Here is a 19,690-nt window from a genome sequence, read left to right as displayed (position 1 = left end):
GCGGAGAAGGCGGCGCGGGGCAGTGCGGTGGCGCCGGGCAGTGCGGTGGCGCGGGGCAGTGCGGTGGCGCCGGGCAGTGCGGTGGCGCCGGGCAGTGCGGTGGCGCGGGGCAGTGCCGTGGCGCCGGGCGCGCTCCGGCCGTCACGGGCACCGGGGCCTCCGCCCCGGCCCGCACCTCGCCCGTCCTCCTCACCACCCGCGCCCTCAACCGCGCCACCCTCGACCGCCAGCTGCTCCTCCGCCGCTCCCGCGACCTGTCCGTCGAGGACGCCGTGGCCCACCTGGTCGGACTCCAGGCGCAGAACGTGAAGCCGCCCTACTACGCGCTCGCCGCGCGCCTGGCGGACTTCGACCCGGCGGAGCTGTCCGCGCTTCTCGCCGACCGTCGGCTGGTCCGCATGGTCACCATGCGGTCCACCATCCATCTGCACACCGCCGACGACGCCCTCCCTGTACGGCACATGATGCAGGCGGCGCTGCAGGGCGAGCTGACGGCGTTCCGCAAGGGGCTCGGCGGTGTCGATCTCGGTGAGCTCGCGGGGATCGCGCGTGCGGCCGTCGAGGCGGAGCCCCGCACGATGAAGCAGCTCCGCGAGGTGCTGCTCGCGCGGTGGCCCGACGCCGATCCGCAGTCCCTCGCGATCGCCGCGCGCTGCGCGTTGCCCCTCGTCCAGGTGACCCCGCGCGGGCTGTGGCGGCGCAGCGGCCAGGTCGCGCTGACCACCGCCGAACACTGGCTCGGCCGCCCGGGGCAGGCGGTGTCGGATCCGGACGCCATGGTGCTGCGCTATCTCGCCGCGTTCGGGCCCGCCTCCGTGAAGGACATGCAGACCTGGGCACGGCTCACGCGGCTGCGCGAGGTCTTCGAGCGGCTGCGGCCCGGACTTCGTACGTTCCGTGACGAGAACGGCGTCGAGCTGTTCGACCTGCCCGACGCCCCGCGCCCCGACCCGGACACCCCGGCGCCGCCCCGCTTCCTCCCCGAGTACGACAACCTCCTCCTCTCGCACGCCGACCGGGCCCGCGTCGTACCCGCCGAGTACAAGGGGCGTACGTGGCAGGGGAATTACGCGTACTGCGTCTTCCTCGTCGACGGGTTCCTCGCCGGGCTGTGGCGGCTTGCGGAGGACGCGGGGAGCGGGGCGGCGGTGCTCACCATCGAGCCGTTCGGGAAGCTGGGGCGCGCGCGGCGGGACGAGCTGACGCGGGAGGCCGAGCGGATGCTGACGCGGATCGCCGAGACGTCGTCGTCGTACGACATCCGGTTCGGGACGGTCGTCGACGCCTGAGCGGTGCCGGGCGCGCCCGGCACCGCCCGGACCGATGCCCGGCGTCCGCCTCCGGCACCCCCGCATAGGCTGCCCGCATGGAACTCCGGCAGCTCAGCTACTTCGTGACCGTCGCCGACGAGCTGCACTTCGGGCGGGCGGCCGAGCGGCTGCACATCGTGCAGTCGGCCGTCAGCCAGCAGATACGGCGCCTCGAACGGGAGCTGGGCGCGGAGCTCTTCGACCGGTCGCCGCGGCATGTGCGGCTCACCGGGGCGGGGGAGCGGCTGCTGCCCGAGGCGCGGGCGGTGCTCGCGGCCGCCGAGCGCGCCAGGGACGCGGTCGCGCGGCCCGCGGGGCTGCGCCTCGCCACCAGTACCGGGCTCGGCGAGCACCTGGACCGGGTCCTCGCCGAGTTCGCGGCGCGGGCGCCCGGCGTGCCCGTCGAGCTGGTGTCGGGGAGCGCGCGCGAGCGGCTCGAACAGGTCGTGGACGGGCGCGTCGACGCCGCTTTCGTACGGTCGGGTGAGCCGGTGCCCGGCGTACGCATCGTGCCCCTGTGGGACGACCCCCTGGTGGCCGTGCTCCCGGCCGCGCATCCGCTGGCCGCGCGGCGCGACCTGGCGCTGGACGACCTCGCCGCGCTGCCGCTGAGCATCACCGCGCGCCGCACCAATCCCGCCCTCGTGGACCTCGTCGTCGGGGCGTGCCACGACGCGGGGTTCGAGCCGGTGCCCGGGCCCTCGGGCGGTTCGCTGCAGGATCGGCTCGCCACCATCGGGGTGGGCGTCGTACCGCATTGGACGGTCGTGTACGCCTCGCACGCGCGCGTGCTGCACAGTCCGAGGGTGGCGTTCGTGCCGTTCCGCGCGCCGGGGCTCGCGCTCGCGACGGGGCTCGCCGTACGGTCCGGCGGGCTCGCGAAGGAGTTGGACGTCTTCCTTGAGGCGTGCGTTGCCGTACCGCCGGAGGCCGCTGATGAGTACCTGACCTGCGACGATCACGAGAACTGATCGCTGTGGTCGCGGGCTGGCTCTTGGTCGCGGGGCGCGGGCGGGCTGAACTGGGGTCGTACCGAAAACCCCGGTCCTTCCGGGACACGGCGCCGGGTGATTCCGGCCCTACGCAAGGGAGTTCAGCCATGCCCATCGTCACCGTCCAGCAGGGTCCCCGCGACATCGAGCTCAAGCGGGAGCTGGTCAAGCAGATCACCGACGCGTTCGTCGACGCGTACAAGATCCCAGCCGAGACCGTGCAGGTGTGGATCCAGGAGACCCCGGCGGACAGCTGGGGCGCCGCGGGCCGACTGACCGCGGACAAGTAAGCGGACAAGTAACAAGAGGGGGAGAGGGTGCGGGGCGGCGAGGCAACCGCCCCGCCCCCCGAATCACGGCAAAAGCCCCGCCCGCCGCGCCGCCACCACCGCCTCAAGGCGCGTATGCGCGCCCAACTTCCGCATCGCGGACCGGAGATAGCCCTTCACCGTCTCCGGGCGCAGCCCGAGCCGCGCCGCGGCGACCGCGTTCGTGACGCCCGTGGCGACGCAGGTCAGGACGTCCACCTCGCGCGGGGCGAGCGACACGGGGCGCTCGCCGCCGCGTTCCTGGCATGTCGTGGCCGACTCCAAACGGCCGCACACGGCGAGGAGTTCGGCCCGCAGGGCGGGGTCCGCGATACGCGGGGCGAGGGCGCGCAGCGCGCCGTGTGCGTCGCGGACCTGCTCCCAGGCCCCCGGCCCGGCCACCGGCTCCCGGGCGGCCGCGAGCAGGGCGCGGGCCTCGTCGCGTACGACGAGTGCCTGTTCCACGTCCCGCGCCGCGGCCACCGCCGCGGACAGGGTGCGGTCGCCGAGCGGCTGGGCCGCGCGCAGCGCGCCGTACAGCACGCCGCGCACCTGGCGGCGCACCACCACCGGCACGGCGAGCACCGACCGCAGTCCTTCGGCCTCGACCGCCGCGTCGTATTCGTGGCTGATGTGCCGGGACTCGCTGTAGTCGGTGACCGCGCACGGCCGCGACAGGGCGACGGCCTTGCCGCCGAGGCCGCTGCCCGACGACACGGCGAGCCCGCACAGCGCACGCGTCGCCGTGCCGTTCAGTTCCTCGATGCGCAGCTGCCGCTGTCCTTCGAGGAGTCCGCCGAAGGCCACCGGAAGCCCCGTGCCGCGGCGCAGCCGCAGCAGCGCGGCCCGCATCTCCACCGTCTCGCCGCCGTCAGCCGACACGCGTTCGCCCTTTCATCTCGCGACACCCCCCGTCCGGGGGTGGTGAGACCCGCATCACGGATTACACGATGTTACGTAGCGTCCGGCAATCAGAGCGGCAACGAGGTACGGGAGTGCAGATGACGACCAACGGGACGAGTGCCACGGAGCAGTTCCGTACCGCACGGGACTTCCTCCTGCGCCACCGGGAGGACTACGGCACCGCGTACGAGGGGTTCGCCTGGCCGCGGCCCGAGCGGTTCAACTGGGCGCTCGACTGGTTCGACGTCATCGCCGATGGCAATGAGCGGACGGCGCTGCACATCGTCGAGGAGGACGGCACGGAGTCCCGGTCGTCCTTCGCGCGCCTCGCCGAGCGGTCGAACCGGGCCGCCAACTGGCTGCGTGCGCAGGGTGTGCGGACCGGGGAGCGGATCGTCGTGATGCTCGGCAATCAGGTCGAGCTGTGGGAGATCGCCCTCGCCGCGATGAAGCTGCGTGCCGTCGTCATCCCGGCGACGCCGCTGCTCGGCCCCTTCGACCTGCGCGACCGGATCGACCGCGGGCGGGCCCGGCATGTCGTCGTGCGTCCCGAGGACACCGCGAAGTTCGCCGACGTGCCCGGCGACTACACGCGGATCGTGGTGGGCGGCGAGGCCCCGGGCTGGATCGCGTACGACGGTGTCGACGACGCCTCCGCGGCCTTCGAGCCCGAGGGGATCACGCTCGCCGACGATCCGCTGATGCTCTACTTCACCTCGGGCACGACGGCCCGGCCCAAGCTGGTCGAGCACACGCATGTGTCGTATCCCGTGGGCCACTTGGCGACGATGTACTGGATCGGGCTGAAGCCCGGCGACGTCCATCTGAACATCTCGTCGCCGGGCTGGGCCAAGCACGCCTGGTCGAATCTGTTCGCCCCGTGGAACGCCGAGGCGACGGTCTTCATCCACAACTACAGCCGGTTCGACGCGGGTCGGCTGATGGCGGAGATGGACCGGGCGGGCGTGACGTCGTTCTGCGCGCCGCCCACCGTGTGGCGCATGCTCATCCAGGCCGATCTGACCCAGCTGCGCACCCCGCCGCGTGAGGTCGTCGCGGCCGGTGAGCCGCTCAACCCCGAGGTCATCGAGCAGGTGCGGCGCGACTGGGGCGTCACCATCCGGGACGGCTTCGGGCAGACGGAGACCGCCGTGCAGGTCGCCAACTCGCCCGGCCAGAAGCTGAAGCCGGGCTCCATGGGGCGGCCCACGCCCGGTTTCGCCGTCGAGCTGCTCGACCCGGTGACCGGCGAACCGGGTGCGACGGAGGGCGAGATCTCCCTCGACCTGGGGGCGGACCCCGTGGGCCTGATGGTCGGCTATCACGGCGACCCGGACCGCACCGCGGAGGCGATGGCGGGCGGCTACTACCGCACCGGCGACATCGGTTCGCGCGACGCCGACGGCTACATCACGTATGTGGGCAGGGCCGACGACGTGTTCAAGGCGTCAAGATCAGGGGGCATTCCTTTTCGAACGCGGATCGTGCCGTGACGGTGGGCTATCGGTGGATGAACGTGCTGGGATACGGCGAGGTATCGGCCGGGAGGCTGGCGTGCGAGAGAGGTGGCGACGGGTGAGGGACAAGAGCGTGACGGAGGAGTTCCGGGCTGCGAGGGACTTTCTGCTGCGGCACCGAGAGGACTACGAGGCCGCGTACGCGGGGTTCAGCTGGCCCCGGTTGGAGCGATTCAACTGGGCCCTTGACTGGTTCGACGCGATCGCCGAGGGGAATGACCGTACGGCTCTCCACATCACGGAGGAGGGCGGGGACGAGCAGCGGTTCAGCTATGCCGAACTGTCGACTCGCTCGAATCAGGTGGCCAACTGGCTTCGGCAGCAGGGTGTCGCGGCCGGCGACAGGATCCTGGTGATGCTCGGCAACCAGGTGGAGCTGTGGGAGACCGCGCTCGCCGCGATGAAGCTGCGCGCCGTGATGATCCCGGCGACACCGCTGCTCGGGACGGTCGATCTGAGGGACCGGATCGAGCGGGGCAGGGCGCGGCATGTGATCACGCGCGGCCAGGATGTCGAGAAGTTCGAGGGCGTGCCCGGCACGTACACGAGGATCGTGGTCGGGGACTCCGCGAGCGAGGGCTGGCTGCCCTACGCGGACACGGCATCCGCTCCGAAGGAGTTCGAGCCGGACGGCCCGACGGCGGCCGATGACCCACTGATGCTCTACTTCACGTCCGGCACCACCTCGCAGCCCAAGCTGGTCGAACACACGCATGTGTCGTACCCGGTGGGCCACTTGGCGACGATGTACTGGATCGGCCTCAAGCCCGGTGACGTGCACTTGAACATCTCGTCGCCGGGTTGGGCGAAGCACGCGTGGTCGAACCTGTTCGCGCCGTGGAACGCCGAAGCAACGGTCTTCATCTACAACTACACCCGCTTTGACGCGGGCAGCCTGATGGCGGAGATGGACCGCGTGGGCGTCACGAGCTTCTGTGCGCCGCCGACGGTGTGGCGGATGCTGATCCAGGCCGATCTGGGTCAACTGCGCACGCCGCCACGGGAGATCGTGGCGGCCGGTGAGCCGCTGAACCCGGAGGTGATCGAGGCGGTGAACCGCGCATGGGGCGTGGTGATCCGGGACGGCTTCGGTCAGACGGAGACGGCGGTCCAGGTGGCCAACTCGCCCGGGCAGAAGCTGAAGCCGGGCTCCATGGGCCGGCCGAGCCCCGGCTATCGAGTCACGCTCCTCGACCCGGTCACCGGTGAACCGGGCGTGAGAGAGGGGGAGATCTCTCTGGACCTGTCGGCGAGGCCTGTTGGCCTGATGACGGGCTACCACGGTGACCCGGAACGCACGACGGAGGCCATGGCCGACGGCTTCTACCGTACGGGCGACATCGGATCGCTGGACGACGACGGGTACCTGACCTACGTAGGCCGGAATGACGATGTCTTCAAGTCTTCCGACTACAAGGTCTCGCCGTTCGAGCTGGAGAGCGCGCTCCTGGAGCACGAGGCGGTGGCGGAGGCCGCGGTCGTTCCCGCGCCGGACGAAGTTCGGCTCTCCGTCCCCAAGGCGTACGTCGTGCTGGCGAAGGGCTGGTCGCCGGGGGAAGAGACGGCGGAGGCGATCTTTGAGTACACCCGGTCCGTGCTGGCTCCCTACAAGCGCATCCGACGGATTGAGTTCACGGAGGAACTGCCGAAGACCATCTCTGGCAAGATTCGGCGGGTTGATCTGCGGGAGCGGACGGCAGAAGGGTCGCTGGACGAGTGGGTGGAGCGCGGCAAGCGCTGAGCTTGTGCCCAGAACGGCGTCCTCAGACTCCGATTGCTCCCATTGACGCGTGGGCGTGCGGCTTGTCCGGCGGGCGTGCTGGGCCTGGGCGGTGCGCGTCGGCTTGAGGCTGGACTGGGCGTATGCGCTCTCCCTCCGGTACGGCCCCGGCGTACAGCCCGAGTCGTCTGGTTTTGTGCCCCTGACCAGGGTATTTACATTGGTCAGGGACACATTTCTTGTAGCAGCGATTCCCGCTTCTACTTGAGGATTCCCGGGAGTCCCGGCGCGGTTGTGCACGAGGGATCATGTGCTGCGGGCGTGATTTGGTTGGTAGGGCCGACTGGAGACACCGCAGAAGGGCCCGTTTTGGTCGCGATCCGGGAGAGCTTACTCGTAGAAGAGACGTGCTTGGTAACCACTATGGGTGCCGTGTAGGGCGCGGTGATCTTCTCTTTGGGGCGGCCGGAACTACTCAGCTTGGTCGCCCGATGCGGGCGCCCTGATGGGTGGGCATGAGGTAACAGCTGAGTTTTATCTCTGAAGTTGCTCAAGTCACGGCTGGGGAGCGGCAGCCCGAGCAGGATTTCGACATGACCAAGGAACGGGAAGCGTCACGACAGAACTCACTTGAGGAACTGCCCGCGGCGGATTCAGGGGAGCCAGCGGGCAAGGATCTCCTGCAGGTCTTTGCCGCGACGATGGGGCTTGCAGGGCTCGCGGTGTACATCATTCAGTATCGCGCGCTAGAGGCCTTCTATCAGAGCTTTGACGGGCTGACACCGGAGCAAGTTGGCCTTGACAAGGCCACCATGCTCACTCGTCTGTCAATCTGGATCTTCCTGCTAACTCTCATGGGAGGCGGTCTGTGCGTCTTTCTGGCAGTCCTTCAGTCCTTCGTTAGCGTGGATCCGCAGGGCCAGCTCAGTAGATCGTTTCATTGGCTGCGCCGCCGCTCTTGGTGGCGCACGCTGGTAGCGTCCGTGGTCGTCGGGGCATGGCTGACGGTCTGGTCGATCAGTCCCGTGCCTGGTTCCGCAGCCATTCCGCCATGGTTGGTCGGAGTGATGGGCGGGCTTTTCGCTGCACCGGTCATTCACCTGGCCCGCCAGGCACCTCGACGTCATCGTCGGTGGCTGCGTTCTGCATGCATGATGCTTCTCTTCGTCGTGCCACTAGGACTCTGGGCGGACGGCGCCATGTCGTACCGAGGAGACGAAGTTGCCCGCACCGGCAAGGTTGGGTTCCTTGAGCAGGGGCTGGGCGTGCGCGTGCAGTATGCGTACGCACGATACGTCCACGGTGCGGGGCTGCCCGAACGGGAGGACTCCCCAGTGCTGCACCTCGGTGAGGCCGGTGGTGTTCACGCCTTGTACAACTGCAGGACCGGCCAAGTCGAGCGCGTGGCTGCCCCTCAAGTGCAACTCGACATCACCGTCGAAGGCGCTTCTCCTGGTCGCGCGCATTTCTCCGTTCAGGAGGCATGCTGGCGTCGGCACGTAGCACAGGAGGCCGTTCCCGACAGCTGATATCCGTTGCTGGTCTCTTGCTGCATCGTGTAATGCACGTGATGGCATGGATGTTGTGACTGGTGCCCTTTTGCGGCCCAAATATCGAAAGTGATCCAGAGCCACGATCATGCGCCGCGCTGTGCGAGTTGGCTGAGCTTGCTGCGCATTGGCTCGACCTGGAGTGGTTCGATGCCCAGCCCGCGCGGTGTGCACGTCCTTGACCTTCACCGGGCCATCCGCGGTATGCACCATCTGTATACCTGCCAGTACTCTGGCGGCGGTGAGGCCTCGTTCATGTCTCGCTCCCGGTGCGGCACCAGCAGCACCGCCCGACCGCCTGCCTCGGCAGGCATGGTCGCGGGTACCCGCCCACCACCAGCGTGAGCACCGGCCACCGGCCCACACCGGCCCCGTTACCAGCAGCGTCAGTTTGCACAATTCTCGTTGATTCTGGGGCGGAGTGGCGGCAGGCATCGAAAGGTCTTCGGATCTGGCTTCCAGCCCCTGTGTTGACAGGGAGTCGACACTGCTGACTTCGCCAGCGTCACCCCGGTTTCCCGCGACTCCGGCAAGATCAGCGGCAACCTGCGATGCCCGCAGCGATACGACCGCCTCCTCCAACGGGTCTGCTGCACCTCGGCGTTGTTCAACATCCGGCACTGTGACGAGTCCTGGCGGTTCTACGACCGCAAACGAGCCGAGGGTGAGCACCATTCCCAAGCCGTCCTCGCTCTCGAACACCGCCGAGTCAACGCCCTCTGGGCCCTGTTCGGCGACGGACGATGCTACGAACTCACGTCCCCTACGGTCCTCGCAGCTTGACAAACGGCATTAGGAATCAGTGACAGACGGGGATTCCCTAACGTGGTGCGGTCGATGCGCTTGCTGAGGGTGCGCGTCGGCTGATGCCACGGTCGCGGTCTCGCCTCAGGGGTGTGCTGGAAGAGAGGCAGGAGAGCCCGTACGCATCGGCGGAATTGCACCCTGGCGACCCGGGCTTGCGACCCAGGCGGACAGGGCCTCGGGGAATTTCCGATCCTGCAGCATGGCGGCGAGCGGCGATCCTGCGAGCTTCTCCATGGCACGGAGTACGTCGGGGAAGCCGGACCGGTCGATGAGTGTGGCCACTCTGGCCGCTTCCTCGGCGCTGCCCCGGCTGTGCAGGTCGTTCCAGTTTATGAGGAGCGCGATCAGCGCTCCGCAGGCCGCGGCTCGACCTTCCACCAGATCGGGATGGCGCAGTCCGAACACCTCGATGCTCACCTTCCCCTTGGTGGTGCGATGAGTGATCTCTCCGGATCCGAGACGGAGCTTCAGATGGTCGGCGGGATCATCGACGGTTGGGTTGATGAGCAGGCATTCGCCGGTGTCGGGGTCGCGAGGGAAGGCGTCCCGCTTCACGTTGCTGTTGCAGTGCGAACAGGCCAGCAGGTGATTGTCCCAGGAGAAGGTTCGTAAGGGATTCAGGGACTTCGGCTCGAAGTGATCGATGTCTGTCCCCCGGTTGTCCAGGCAGTACATGCACCGCGTCCGGACGGGTGCCATCTCTTCCAGTAGACCCTTGATCTGTCGCTTCACCGCCTTTGCAGCCTTCCACTGCGCGGCTGCCGCTGAACTGGTGGCCCCTGCCTTCTGGATCCTCGCGGTGCGGAAGTCGCAGAGTTTGGTCATCGGGTGCGGGGCCGGCAGCCGCCGGACGGGGATCACCGGCCACCTGCCAGGTGCGCCGCCATCTCGTAGACCCGCGCGGTTCGGGAACTGGTTAGCCGGGCAGCCAGTTCCTTGTACTCCTCGACCTCGGCGTCGTCCGCCTCCTCGTCGAAGACTCTTGCCTCCAGACGTACGAACCGCTGACGCAGTCTGTCTGCGCGGTCAGAGTACGGCGTCTCCAGTCCGAAGAGCTCGGAGAGCACGGCGTCCTCACCGCTTCCGTACACGATCCGGTGGTACAGATCCGGAGCCACCACCTCTGGTGCCTGCCGCTCTTCCGGCCCCGGCAACCGGATCAGGCCGCCTGGATCGGCGGCCTGGCAGATGTACGGGCTGTGGCTGGTCACGATGAACTGGATCCGCGGGAAGTGGCTCTTCAGCCAGTCACCGATCTGCCGCTGCCAGGTGACGTGCAGGTGGGCGTCGACTTCATCGATGATGACCACACCCGGCATCCGAATGATGGGATGGCCGGTGCCGTCCGTTCCGGTATCGAGGGTTCCATACGCGGTCTGGAGCTGTCGGACCAAATCGAGGACCAGCGCTACGACGGTGCGGAAGCCGTCGCTCATCTCTCGCAGTGGATAGGCCCGGTCCGGGGCGTCGGCCGGGGCCACCCACAGTCCTTCGGACGAGACCTGCAGCGCCCGGTAGCCGTCGGGCAGCAGGCCATCGGAGAGCAACTCCTTGACAATCTCCAGGAGTTCGGCGGCGTCCTCGTGCCCTTCCAGGCTGCGCAGCCGCAACTCCTTGAGCCAGCTGACGCCCTCGGCGAGCGAGGCATCTTCGTGGAAGAGCGAGGCCATCCGCCCAGCAGGCCCCGGCGCGAGCATCAGGCGTTGGGCTTCTCCGCTGCCGCCCGCGAGGCGCCGGAACGGGCCGTATGCGGCGCAGAACCAGCCTTGCGGATGGTCGGACCAGGGACCGCGTGCGGACGAAGGGGAACCGTAGTTGATGCCGTCGTAGGGGGCCAGTGAAGGCTGAACGGGGCTGCCGAAGGGGCTATCGGACGGGGCGCCACCTGCGTCCGGCAGTATCCAGTCCAGGCCGAGCATCATGTGGCCGTCTGGTCCTCGACCCCGGCCGGTGAGTTGGTCGACCGTGTAGTCCGGTGAGACGGCTGCCTGGGACCAGGCAGCCGTCTCACCGGTGGTGATCCAGCCACTGAAATCCTGGGCGAGGGCGCGGGCCACATGTGGCCCCGCGAGTGAGAGGGCAAGGGCACGCAGCAGCGTGGATTTCCCGGAGCCGTTACGTCCCGCGATCACAGTCCAACTGCCACCATCTCCGGGCTGGGGCAGCGTGAGGGCGTCCACGGCACGGACCCCATGGAACCCCCGGACGTTGGAGAGGCCGAATTCTGTGACGTACACCCCGCCCCCCTAGTCGATCATCTGCTCCCCGTGCGGGGATGGTGCGATCAGCTTCTCATGGGGTGCCGAGCCGGGGGAGGGGGGTGAGGTGATCAGGTGGACGCCTTGAAAGCGGAGACGAAAGCGCTCCACACGCATGCGGTTAAGGCGAGCGGGGTGTGGGGGAGGAGCCTCTGTCCGTAACGACTCTGGTCGGTTCTACGTGGCGCCTACGGGGTTCCGTGCGAGGCTGATGCGTAGAGGTCGGACAGCTCCACGCCGAGTCGTGTTCTGACGTCGCCCTGGGCGAGGCGCCGACCTGTCGGCCGACGCTCGCACTCCGATGGCAACCGGCCGTCAGACCAGATCGTCCGCAATCACCTCGGTCTGCTTCAGGACGCGGTCGACCGCGCCCGGCTCCTCGTCTGGCGGGTAGCCGAAGAAGTTGAGCAGCAGCTTGACCTTGGCGCGGATGCGGTCCTGGGCCTGGCTCTTGATGCGCCAGTCGATGGTGACGTCGTCCGCGACCTGCTCGTACAGCTTGTGGGCGATCTTCGACAGGATGTCCTTTCCCATCTCCAAAGCCTTCGGGTTGGCTGCGATGGCGTCGTAGAAGGCCATCTCGTGTTCGGTCAGGCCGAGTTCGGCGGCGAGAGCGCGAGAAGTGGAAACCTCCTGGGCCATCTCGATGAGAAGTTTCGCCGCCTCAGCGGAGCCGATGAGGCCGTTGTGATACCGGTTCATCACCGACTTCATCTCCTCGGAGTACTCCTTCTGCCGCGTGAGGTTGCTCGGGTGCGCTTCTCGGATCTCGCGGGCGATCGCGTCACGCAGAGCCTTGAGAGCCAGGTTCGGGTGGCGGCTGTCCTTGAGTTGCTGTACGAAGCCCGCGTCGAGGTGGGACAGGTCGGGCTTGGTGAGGCCGGCGGCGTCGTAGATGTCGACGACGCCGTCCGCGGCCACCATCTCCGCGTTGAGCTGCTCGATCATACGGCGGACATCGGCCTCGGTGGCCAGACCGAGCTGCTGCCGGTGCTCTGCGGCCAGCTTCTGGTACGTGGTGCGTACAGTCGCGAAGAAGTGGATGTCAGGCAGCAGGTCTTGTACGTCGGGGTGGGTCGGGCAGAGAGAGAATGCCTGGGAGAGCAGGCGACCGAAGTGCAGGAAGCGCTGGGCACGGGTGGGCTCGCCTGGCTGGAGGGCGGGTTCCGCGGCCTCCAGGAGATCGAGCACCTCACGGAGAGCCTCGCGGTATCCGGCATCTCGCAGGGTCGCGCGCCAAGGACAGTCCCGCAGCACGGCGGCGACCTTGCCGTGCATGCCGCGTACGGACTTGACCGCTTCGTCGATGTGCGCGCCGATGGTCTCCTGTTCCTGGTCCGCCTCCGAGTACGTGGCCAGCGCGTACTTGAGTTCTCTGCCCACGCCCAGGAAGTCCACGATCAGGCCGGAGGGCTTCTCATCCCATGTGCGGTTGACACGGGCGATGGCCTGCATGAGGGCGGCGCCGCGCATCCGGCGGTCCAGGTACATGGTGTGCAGGGGAGGGGCGTCGAAACCGGTCAGCCACAGGGACTGGACGATGATCAACTCCAGCTCGTCCTCTGGCTTGCCGACACGCTCCTGGATCTTCTTCAGCTGGGCGGGGGTGCGGACGTAGTCCGCGATGTCGGCCGTGTCCTTGCCGGGGTTGCCGGTGAAGACCACCCGGATCTTCCCGGAGTCGTCCGGGTAGAGCTCGCTCTCGGGGTCGGGGGTACCGGTCCACTCTCGGCGGCGTTCGACCAGGGCCCGGAAGAGGCGGGCGGCGTTGCGGCGCGAGGAGCAGACGATCATGGCCTTGCCGGGACTACCCGTCAGCTTGGTCATCTCCTGGCGGCGGATGTCCCAGTGGGAGAGGATCGTGTCGGCGATGGCGCCGATGCGCTCATGGGCACCGATCAGGTCTTCGAAGCGGGCGAAGTCCTTGCGTGCCCGGGCCTGCTCGTCCGCGCCGAGCCCTTCGACGAGCCCTTCGGCCTTGGCGTTGAGCTCGTCCAGGTCTATGCCCTTGGGGAGGGTGACCTTGTGCAGGATCGGCTCGTAGTAGACGGGCACGGTCGCACCGTCGTCGACGGCCTGCGTGAGGTCGTACGTGTGGATGGTCGGCCCGAACACCTGGCGAGTGGAGCCGGTCCGGTTGTCGATGGGGGTGCCGGTGAAGGCGATGAAGGTGGCGTTCGGGAGGGCGTCGCGGAGGTTGCGGGCGAAGCCGTCCTCCAGGTCGTAGTGGCTGCGATGAGCCTCGTCGACGACGACGATGACGTCACGCCGGTCCGTGATCACGGAGTGCCGGGCGCCCGCCATCCGCTCCTCCTCGCTCACCCGGAACTTCTGGAGCGTGGAAAAGACGATGCCGCCGCCGTCCGCGCGGCGGGTCATCAGCTCGCGCAACTGCACGGCCCTGGTCGCCTTCTGCGGGCTGCCGCCGACCATCTCCAGGCTCTTGCTCTGCGCGAAGGTGTCGAAGAGCTGGGAGTCGAGGTCGATACGATCGGTGAGGAGCAGGACGGTGGGGTTCGGGAGCTTGGGGATGGTGGCGGCGAGCCCGGTGTAGAAGAGCATCTCTTCGCTCTTGCCCGCGCCCTGGGTGTGCCAGACGACCCCGGCCCGCCCGTCGGTGGCGACGGCCGAGGAGGTGGCGGCGATCGCCTGCTTCACCGCGACGTACTGGTGGGCCTTGGCGAGCTTCACGGTGTCGGCCTCGCCGCCGGTTCCCTCGGCAGAGTACGAGAGGAAGTTTGCGATCAGGTCAAGGAAACGATCGGGTTCGAGCGCACCGTGGATCATGCGGTCAAGGGCGCGGTCGTCGTTCCGCTCGTGTTTGCGGAGGAGGGTGCCGTCTTCCTCCGCGTGCCACGGGGACATGTGCTGCCAGGGGGTGTAGGGAGTGCCGAGGCGGGCGGTTATCCCGTCGCTTGCGATCGAGAGGAGCAACGTACGGAAGACGCGGTCGAGTTTGAGCTCACGGCGGTAGTTCTGGATCTGGTCGTACGCGGAACGTGAGTCGTCCGTACCGCCCGCCTTCTTCAGCTCGATGACGGCGACTGGGAGTCCGTTGACGTACAGGACGATGTCGAAGATGAAGACGCGACCTCGGGCGCCCTTGACGCGGACCTGGTTCGCGGCGACGAGGTCGTTGCCGTGGGGGTTGGTGAAGTCGACGGGGCGGACCGTTACGTGACGTTCCTGCTGAGTGACGGGGGCGGTGTAGGACACCTTCACGCCAGCCTTGAGGCGCTGGTAGAAGGCCCAGCTCAGGCGGACCTCGTTCGCCGGGAATGTGTCGAGCAGTCGCTCGATCGCGTCCTCTACGGCGGACGAGGGAAGCTCGGGGTGGCGTGATGTGATGGCCGCGCGCAAGCGGGGGTAGAGGACGAGATCCTCCCACCCCTTCCGGTGCCCGTCCCGGGGGTGGAGGTCCTTGCCTTTGATGTGCTGCCAGCCGCGCTCGGTAAGTTGACCGAGCGCGTGCTGCTCCCACTCCTGCTCGGACATGGCACGGCCTGCAGCCGTGCCGATCTCCATGCCTGTCTCTATCTCCACGGCATCCGTTCCCCCGTCGGTGGTCATGCGACGTCCTCCATGATCTGTTCGGCGTCCTTGACGCGGATCTTTCCGGTGACGAGCTGGGGGAGCAGGGTGTCTCGGAGAGCGGTGAGGGTGTCGTTCTCGCGACGTCTGGCTTCAGCCTGCTCCTGCATCGGGTTGCAGATCCTGCTGAACTCGGTGAGACCAGCAGGCGTCGGAACGGTGATTCGGAGCGACCGAATATCGCGCAGACTGAGGTAGTCGGCCATGTCCGTTTGGCTTTTGAGTCCGCCTGCTTGACTCCAAAATTCCTTGCCCTGGAACCAGTGCATCAGGTAAAGAGGGGAGACTGGACTGTTGTTGGCGAGGCGGAAATAGCAGACCTGCGGGCTGTAGACGAACTCAGGGTATCCAGCCTCGATGAGCGCTACGCGGCCGACGGTCCCCTTCGTCGTCAAGATGACGTCGCTCTGCCTGGACACCTTCGGCCCCATGGCGGCTCGATAAGCATTGCTGACATGGTGCGTGAAGCTGGGAGTGATGGCCCCGTGGCCAACGTCGGCTACCCGAAGGATTGGGAGTCCTGGCTCACCGTGTTCGGACTGCTTGGTGCGGTACCCGTCGCCGAGAGTCATGAACCCGTGTTTGACCAGTTCTGCCAACGTGTGGCTTGAAGTATTGGCGTCAGCGCGATCGATGATGAGTTGGTGCCAGGCGGAACAGAACTCGTTGAGTGTGACGAGCTGACGCTCGTTGGCTGTGATCTTGTCATCCAGGGCGCCAAGGACCTCGGCGATCGCTGCTTGATCTTTCATCGGAGGGGTGGGGACTTTGAGCCCTCGAAGGGTGGCCAGTGAGTTGGCGATGCTCGGAACGCCTACCTGAGAGGCGTTGGCCAGCAGCGCGCGCTGTCCCTGTGGAGAGCGAAACCAGTAGTAGTAGAACTCTGGCACTGACCGTGACTCGTCCAGCTTGGCTTTCATCTGGCTGGACGAGATGACGTACTCCGGATACGCGCTGGTGCGAGGAATCATCGAAACCTGCCCAATGGTCCCCTTGCGGGTGAAGATGAGATCGCCCGATGACACATGGGCTGATTTCACTTCATTCGCCGCGCCTTCAGTAATGAAGGCGAAATCCGAATCACGGAAGATGCCCCTATTGAGATTGATGCCACGGATGAAAGGGACTCCGTCCGTCGCGTAGTCTTCCGTCGTAACTTTCGACCCGAAGGGGCCGAGAGAGAAGGAACTTCTACCTGCGGCAGCCAGGTGAGCGAAGGGCTCGTGAGGCCACGTCTCCATCAGATCCTCCCCAGCTGCTCGTCCACAGCCTTCGCCAGCCGCTCCGACTCAGTGAACTGGTCTCGCAGCAGCGCTGTGAGGCGCGCGATCTTGATCTCGACCGGTTCTGCGTCCGGCTCGTCCGCGACCTCCATAGCTCCCACATACCGCCCCGGCGTCAGGACGAAGTCGTGTTCGCGCAGCTCGTCAAGTGCGACGCTGCGGCAGAAGCCCGCGACGTCTTCGTACGCGGCTTCGTCCTCGACGCCTCGCCAGGAGCGAAACGTCCCCGCGATCCGCCCGAGTTCAGCCTCGCTCAGCTCCCGCATTGTCCGCGTGGCCATGAACCCGAGTTCTCGCGCGTCGATGAAGAGGACCTGGCCCGCCCGGTCCGCCGACACCCACGGCGATCGCGCCGGCCGCTTCCCCTTACCCTCCGCAAGGAACCACAGGCACGCGGGGATCTGCGTCGACCGGAACAACTGCCCCGGCAGTGCCACCATGCAGGCGACCAGATCGTCCTCGACCATTGCCCGCCGGATATCGCCTTCCCCGCCCGACCTGCTGCTCATCGAGCCGTTGGCCAGGACGATTCCGGCCCGGCCGCCGACCGCGAGCTTGCTGACCATGTGCTGGATCCAGGCGAAGTTGGCATTGCTGGCCGGCGGGGGGCCGTACTTCCAGCGCTCGTCGCTGGCGAGTAGTTCGCCACCCCAGTCGGAGATGTTGAATGGTGGGTTGGCGAGGACCACATCAGCCTTCACAACACCGTGCTGGTCGTTGCGGAACGAGTCCGCGGGCTCCTCGCCCAGGTCCACCTCGATCCCGTGGATGGCGAGGTTCATCTTGGCGAGCCGCCAGGTGGTCTGGTTCCGTTCCTGTCCGTAGACCGAGACGTTGAAGCGGTTGCCGCCGTGCGTCTCCACAAACTTCTCGGCCTGCACGAACATGCCGCCCGACCCGCACGCGGGGTCGAGCACTCGCTCACGCTCCTTTGGCTCCAGCATCTCCACGAGCAGCCGTACTACTGACGGCGGCGTGAAGTACTCACCTCCCTTGCGCCCCTCGGCGAGCGCGAACTGTGCGAGGAAGTACTCGTACACCTCGCCCATCAGGTCCCGCGCGCCGACCCGCTTCCCGTCCAGTGAGATCTGCGATTGGAAGGTCAGCTGGTCGAGGAGACGCACCAGTTCCGCAAGGGTGGGCTCGTCGACCCGTCCGCTGTTGTAGATCTTCGGGAGGGTGTCCTTCAGCGGCCGGTTGAACGACTCGATGGTCGTCATCGCACTGTCGATGACCTCACCGACACTCGGCCCGGTGGTGCTGACCTTGGCGCGCTTCAGTACCTCGTTCCACCGCGCCGTCGGCGGCACATAGAAGATCCCGGCCCCGGTGTACTGGAGCGGATCCTCCACCGTCTTGAGGATCAGTTCCTCCGAGGCAGCGCCTTCTAGACCCATCTCGGCGAGCATGGCGCCGCCCCGCAGCTCCTCTTCCAGCTGCTCCCGCTTCTCCTCCATCGCATCCGAGACGTATTTCAGGAAGACCAGGCCGAGCACGAAATGCTTGTACTCGGCCGCGTCCAGGCTGCCGCGCAGCTTGTCGGCAGACTTCCAGAGGATGGACTTCATGTCCTCCGGCTTGGCTTGCTTCTTCTGGCGGGGTGGCACGGAGGGCTCGCTTCTTTCGTATCGGGCACTGAGGGGAGTCTGTTGCGGTCCAGTCTTATACAGGTCTACGTCATATAGCGCCACGCCAGCGCAAGTCTCGGTCGGAGACTCAGGCCACGGTCTGCCTTGACAGCCCTTCCAGAGGGCTGGAGCCGACGGCGCAGCCCGCCGCGGAGTTGTTCCGTCTGGTCCAGAATCGCCTCAGCCTCAACGGGCGACCTCCTGTACCCGGCGCCGTGGGGCGCAGCTACTGTCTGAAGCCCGTGAGAGGAGGCTCCTTGTCCGGTCACGCTGATGGAAGGCTGCCTGCGACTGCGGCAGGACCGTCAGCTCTTCGCTACGGAGGACTTGATCGTCTGGTACGCGGACAGAGGGTGCCAGTGGCTTTCCGAACAGGTCTCCCCAGGAGCCGACCGTATGAAGGCTCCCATGGCTACTGAACTTGATCGGGTGATGTCGGGGTGTTCTCCTGACGCCTCTGCGGTGGTCAGGTAGCTGTGGGCTTGTGAGATATGCGCAGGGTGGCGGGCTGACCGACACTGGGAGGGCAGCACGGGAGCGGGTCCGGCTGCAGGCCGTGGACCGCTTCGAGCGCGGGGAGAAGAACCGGGAGATTGCCGCCGCGCTGCGGGTGAGCGAGCGGTCTGTGGAGCGGCGGCGCCGGTCCTGGCGCGAACGTGGCGCGGCCGGTGTCGCCTCCAAGGGATCACCCGGACGTCCCCGGCTCAGCGATGTTCAAGTGGCCCGGCTTGACCGCGAGTTGGAACGTGGGCCGTTGGCGCATGGCTGGGCGGATCAGCGGTGGACTCTGGCCCGGGTGAAGACGTTGATCGGTCGCATGTTCCACGTCTCGTACACGCTCCAAGGCACGTGGCGGCTGCTGAGGCGGTACGGCTGGTCCTGGCAGCAGCCCGCCCGCCGGGCCATCGAACGCGATGGCACGGCGGTCGAGTTGTGGAAGAAGGACGTCTGGCCTCGGGTAACAGCACCGCGGCGGCGCTCGGTGGCTGGATCGTCTTCCAGGACGAGGCCGGGCAGTCGCTGACGCCGCCGCGCTCCAGGACGTGGGGTCGCCGGGGCTGCACGCCCGTGGTGCGGGTGCGCGGGCGAGGATCCGGCCGGGTGTCGATGGCAGGGATGGTCTGCTACCAGCCGGGCCGCCGCTCGCGGATGTTCTACGCGGTACGCGAGTACCGGGGCCGTCTGGGGCAGCCGAAGGGCTTCGGCTGGCGGGACCAGCGCGACCTGGTCGTGCGGGCACGCATCCAGCTCGGCGGGCCCATCGTGCTCGTCTGGGACAACGTGCGTATCCATCTCACCGCGGGGATGCGGGAGTTCGTCGCTGCTAACGCCACCTGGCTCACCGTCTTCCAGCTTCCCGCCTACGCACCCGACCTGAACCCGCAGGAGGGCATTTGGTCGCTGGTCAAACGCGACCTCGGCAACCTCGCCGCAGCCGACCTCACCCAGATCACCCGGGCTGTGGAGCGCAGACTCAGGCAGATCCAGTACCGGCCCGACCTGGTGGACGGCTGTCTGGCCGGCACTGGCCTGATGATGGGCGACTGACCGACAGACCCCCGTGACGTGAGGCGGTATTCGATGGAAGACCGCGCCTCCGGGCTGACAGGCTTTGACCATGAGTCTGCGGCCCAACGGCGTATCCGACCCCACTTGGCTGGGCAAGCCGATCGACACTCGCCCGCTGTTCGGGCCAGAGCTGGCGTCGCTCCTCGACGTGCTACGCGGTCTGCGGCGCAATGAGTGGAGCAGGGCCGCAGTCCCGGGCTGTCGGCGTACTAGCTCATCTGCAGAGCGAAGTACGGGCTCAAATGCAGAGGTGT

13 protein-coding genes and 2 pseudogenes are annotated in these 19,690 nt (G+C 67.3%); 9 read left to right on the top strand and 6 right to left on the bottom strand.

The window, feature by feature from the left end; all coding sequences use genetic code 11:
* The 3 genes from ACFWZ2_RS25670 to dmpI all read left to right on the top strand — a co-directional run.
* Window positions 1-1,289, top strand: a 1,289-nt coding sequence (locus ACFWZ2_RS25670; protein WP_384549430.1) for a winged helix DNA-binding domain-containing protein, incomplete at its 5' end; no start/stop codon positions are given.
* A 77-nt stretch (window positions 1,290-1,366) separates the two neighbouring features.
* On the top strand, window positions 1,367-2,281 hold the full coding sequence (locus tag ACFWZ2_RS25665) for a LysR family transcriptional regulator (protein ID WP_384549429.1): 915 nt from the start codon (window positions 1,367-1,369) through the stop codon (window positions 2,279-2,281).
* A 128-nt stretch (window positions 2,282-2,409) separates the two neighbouring features.
* The gene (dmpI, locus tag ACFWZ2_RS25660) at window positions 2,410-2,592 is read left to right on the top strand and encodes a 4-oxalocrotonate tautomerase DmpI (RefSeq protein ID WP_384549427.1); all 183 of its coding nucleotides are present in this window, start codon (window positions 2,410-2,412) and stop codon (window positions 2,590-2,592) included.
* A 63-nt stretch (window positions 2,593-2,655) separates the two neighbouring features.
* Here the strand turns inward: dmpI and ACFWZ2_RS25655 are convergent, their stop codons facing one another.
* Complete coding sequence (locus tag ACFWZ2_RS25655; protein ID WP_384549571.1) at window positions 2,656-3,462, bottom strand: LuxR C-terminal-related transcriptional regulator; 807 nt, start codon at window positions 3,460-3,462, stop codon at window positions 2,656-2,658.
* A 149-nt stretch (window positions 3,463-3,611) separates the two neighbouring features.
* On the opposite strand from ACFWZ2_RS25655, the pseudogene ACFWZ2_RS25650 reads away from it, so the two are divergent.
* The 4 genes and pseudogenes from ACFWZ2_RS25650 to ACFWZ2_RS25635 all read left to right on the top strand — a co-directional run.
* Window positions 3,612-4,985 (top strand): annotated as a pseudogene (locus tag ACFWZ2_RS25650) (AMP-binding protein); the annotation flags it as partial.
* Between the two features lie 103 nt (window positions 4,986-5,088).
* On the top strand, window positions 5,089-6,771 hold the full coding sequence (locus ACFWZ2_RS25645) for an AMP-binding protein (protein ID WP_384549425.1): 1,683 nt from the start codon (window positions 5,089-5,091) through the stop codon (window positions 6,769-6,771).
* A gap of 572 nt (window positions 6,772-7,343) precedes the next feature.
* Window positions 7,344-8,279 (top strand): hypothetical protein, encoded by a 936-nt coding sequence (locus ACFWZ2_RS25640; protein ID WP_384549423.1) that lies wholly within the window; start codon window positions 7,344-7,346, stop codon window positions 8,277-8,279.
* Window positions 8,280-8,789: 510 nt separating this feature from the next.
* A pseudogene (locus ACFWZ2_RS25635) lies at window positions 8,790-9,083 on the top strand (IS110 family transposase); the annotation flags it as partial.
* A gap of 105 nt (window positions 9,084-9,188) precedes the next feature.
* On the opposite strand, the gene ACFWZ2_RS25630 reads toward ACFWZ2_RS25635, so the two are convergent.
* The 5 genes from ACFWZ2_RS25630 to ACFWZ2_RS25610 form a co-directional block, all read right to left on the bottom strand.
* Window positions 9,189-9,932 carry an HNH endonuclease gene (locus ACFWZ2_RS25630; protein ID WP_384549421.1) on the bottom strand — a complete coding sequence of 248 codons (744 nt, stop codon included), beginning with the start codon at window positions 9,930-9,932 and terminating at the stop codon, window positions 9,189-9,191.
* Window positions 9,933-9,964: 32 nt separating this feature from the next.
* Window positions 9,965-11,344: an AAA family ATPase gene (locus ACFWZ2_RS25625; RefSeq protein ID WP_384549419.1), complete on the bottom strand. Its 1,380-nt coding sequence runs from the start codon at window positions 11,342-11,344 to the stop codon at window positions 9,965-9,967.
* Window positions 11,345-11,680: 336 nt separating this feature from the next.
* Window positions 11,681-14,935, bottom strand: a complete 3,255-nt coding sequence (locus ACFWZ2_RS25620; protein WP_384549417.1) for a type I restriction endonuclease subunit R — start codon at window positions 14,933-14,935, stop codon at window positions 11,681-11,683.
* Window positions 14,932-16,197: a restriction endonuclease subunit S gene (locus ACFWZ2_RS25615; protein WP_384549415.1), complete on the bottom strand. Its 1,266-nt coding sequence runs from the start codon at window positions 16,195-16,197 to the stop codon at window positions 14,932-14,934. Before ACFWZ2_RS25615 ends, ACFWZ2_RS25620 begins: the two co-directional genes overlap by 4 nt.
* Window positions 16,197-17,846, bottom strand: coding sequence for a type I restriction-modification system subunit M (locus tag ACFWZ2_RS25610; protein WP_384549413.1), 1,650 nt, complete (start codon window positions 17,844-17,846; stop codon window positions 16,197-16,199). The genes ACFWZ2_RS25615 and ACFWZ2_RS25610 overlap by 1 nt, the downstream gene beginning before the upstream one ends.
* 505 nt (window positions 17,847-18,351) lie before the next feature.
* Here ACFWZ2_RS25610 and ACFWZ2_RS25605 point away from each other — a divergent pair.
* Together ACFWZ2_RS25605 and ACFWZ2_RS25600 are read left to right on the top strand one after the other, a co-directional pair.
* Window positions 18,352-18,891, top strand: coding sequence for a winged helix-turn-helix domain-containing protein (locus ACFWZ2_RS25605; RefSeq protein WP_384549411.1), 540 nt, complete (start codon window positions 18,352-18,354; stop codon window positions 18,889-18,891).
* Window positions 18,801-19,415, top strand: a complete 615-nt coding sequence (locus tag ACFWZ2_RS25600) for a transposase (protein ID WP_384549409.1) — start codon at window positions 18,801-18,803, stop codon at window positions 19,413-19,415. Before ACFWZ2_RS25605 ends, ACFWZ2_RS25600 begins: the two co-directional genes overlap by 91 nt.
* The last annotated feature ends 275 nt before the right edge of the window (window positions 19,416-19,690 follow it).

Source organism: Streptomyces sp. NPDC059002 (genome assembly GCF_042740435.1).
Lineage (GTDB): Bacteria > Actinomycetota > Actinomycetes > Streptomycetales > Streptomycetaceae > Streptomyces.
The sequence above is the reverse complement of the archived record's forward strand: the minus strand, read 5'-3'. Positions and strand labels throughout refer to the sequence as shown.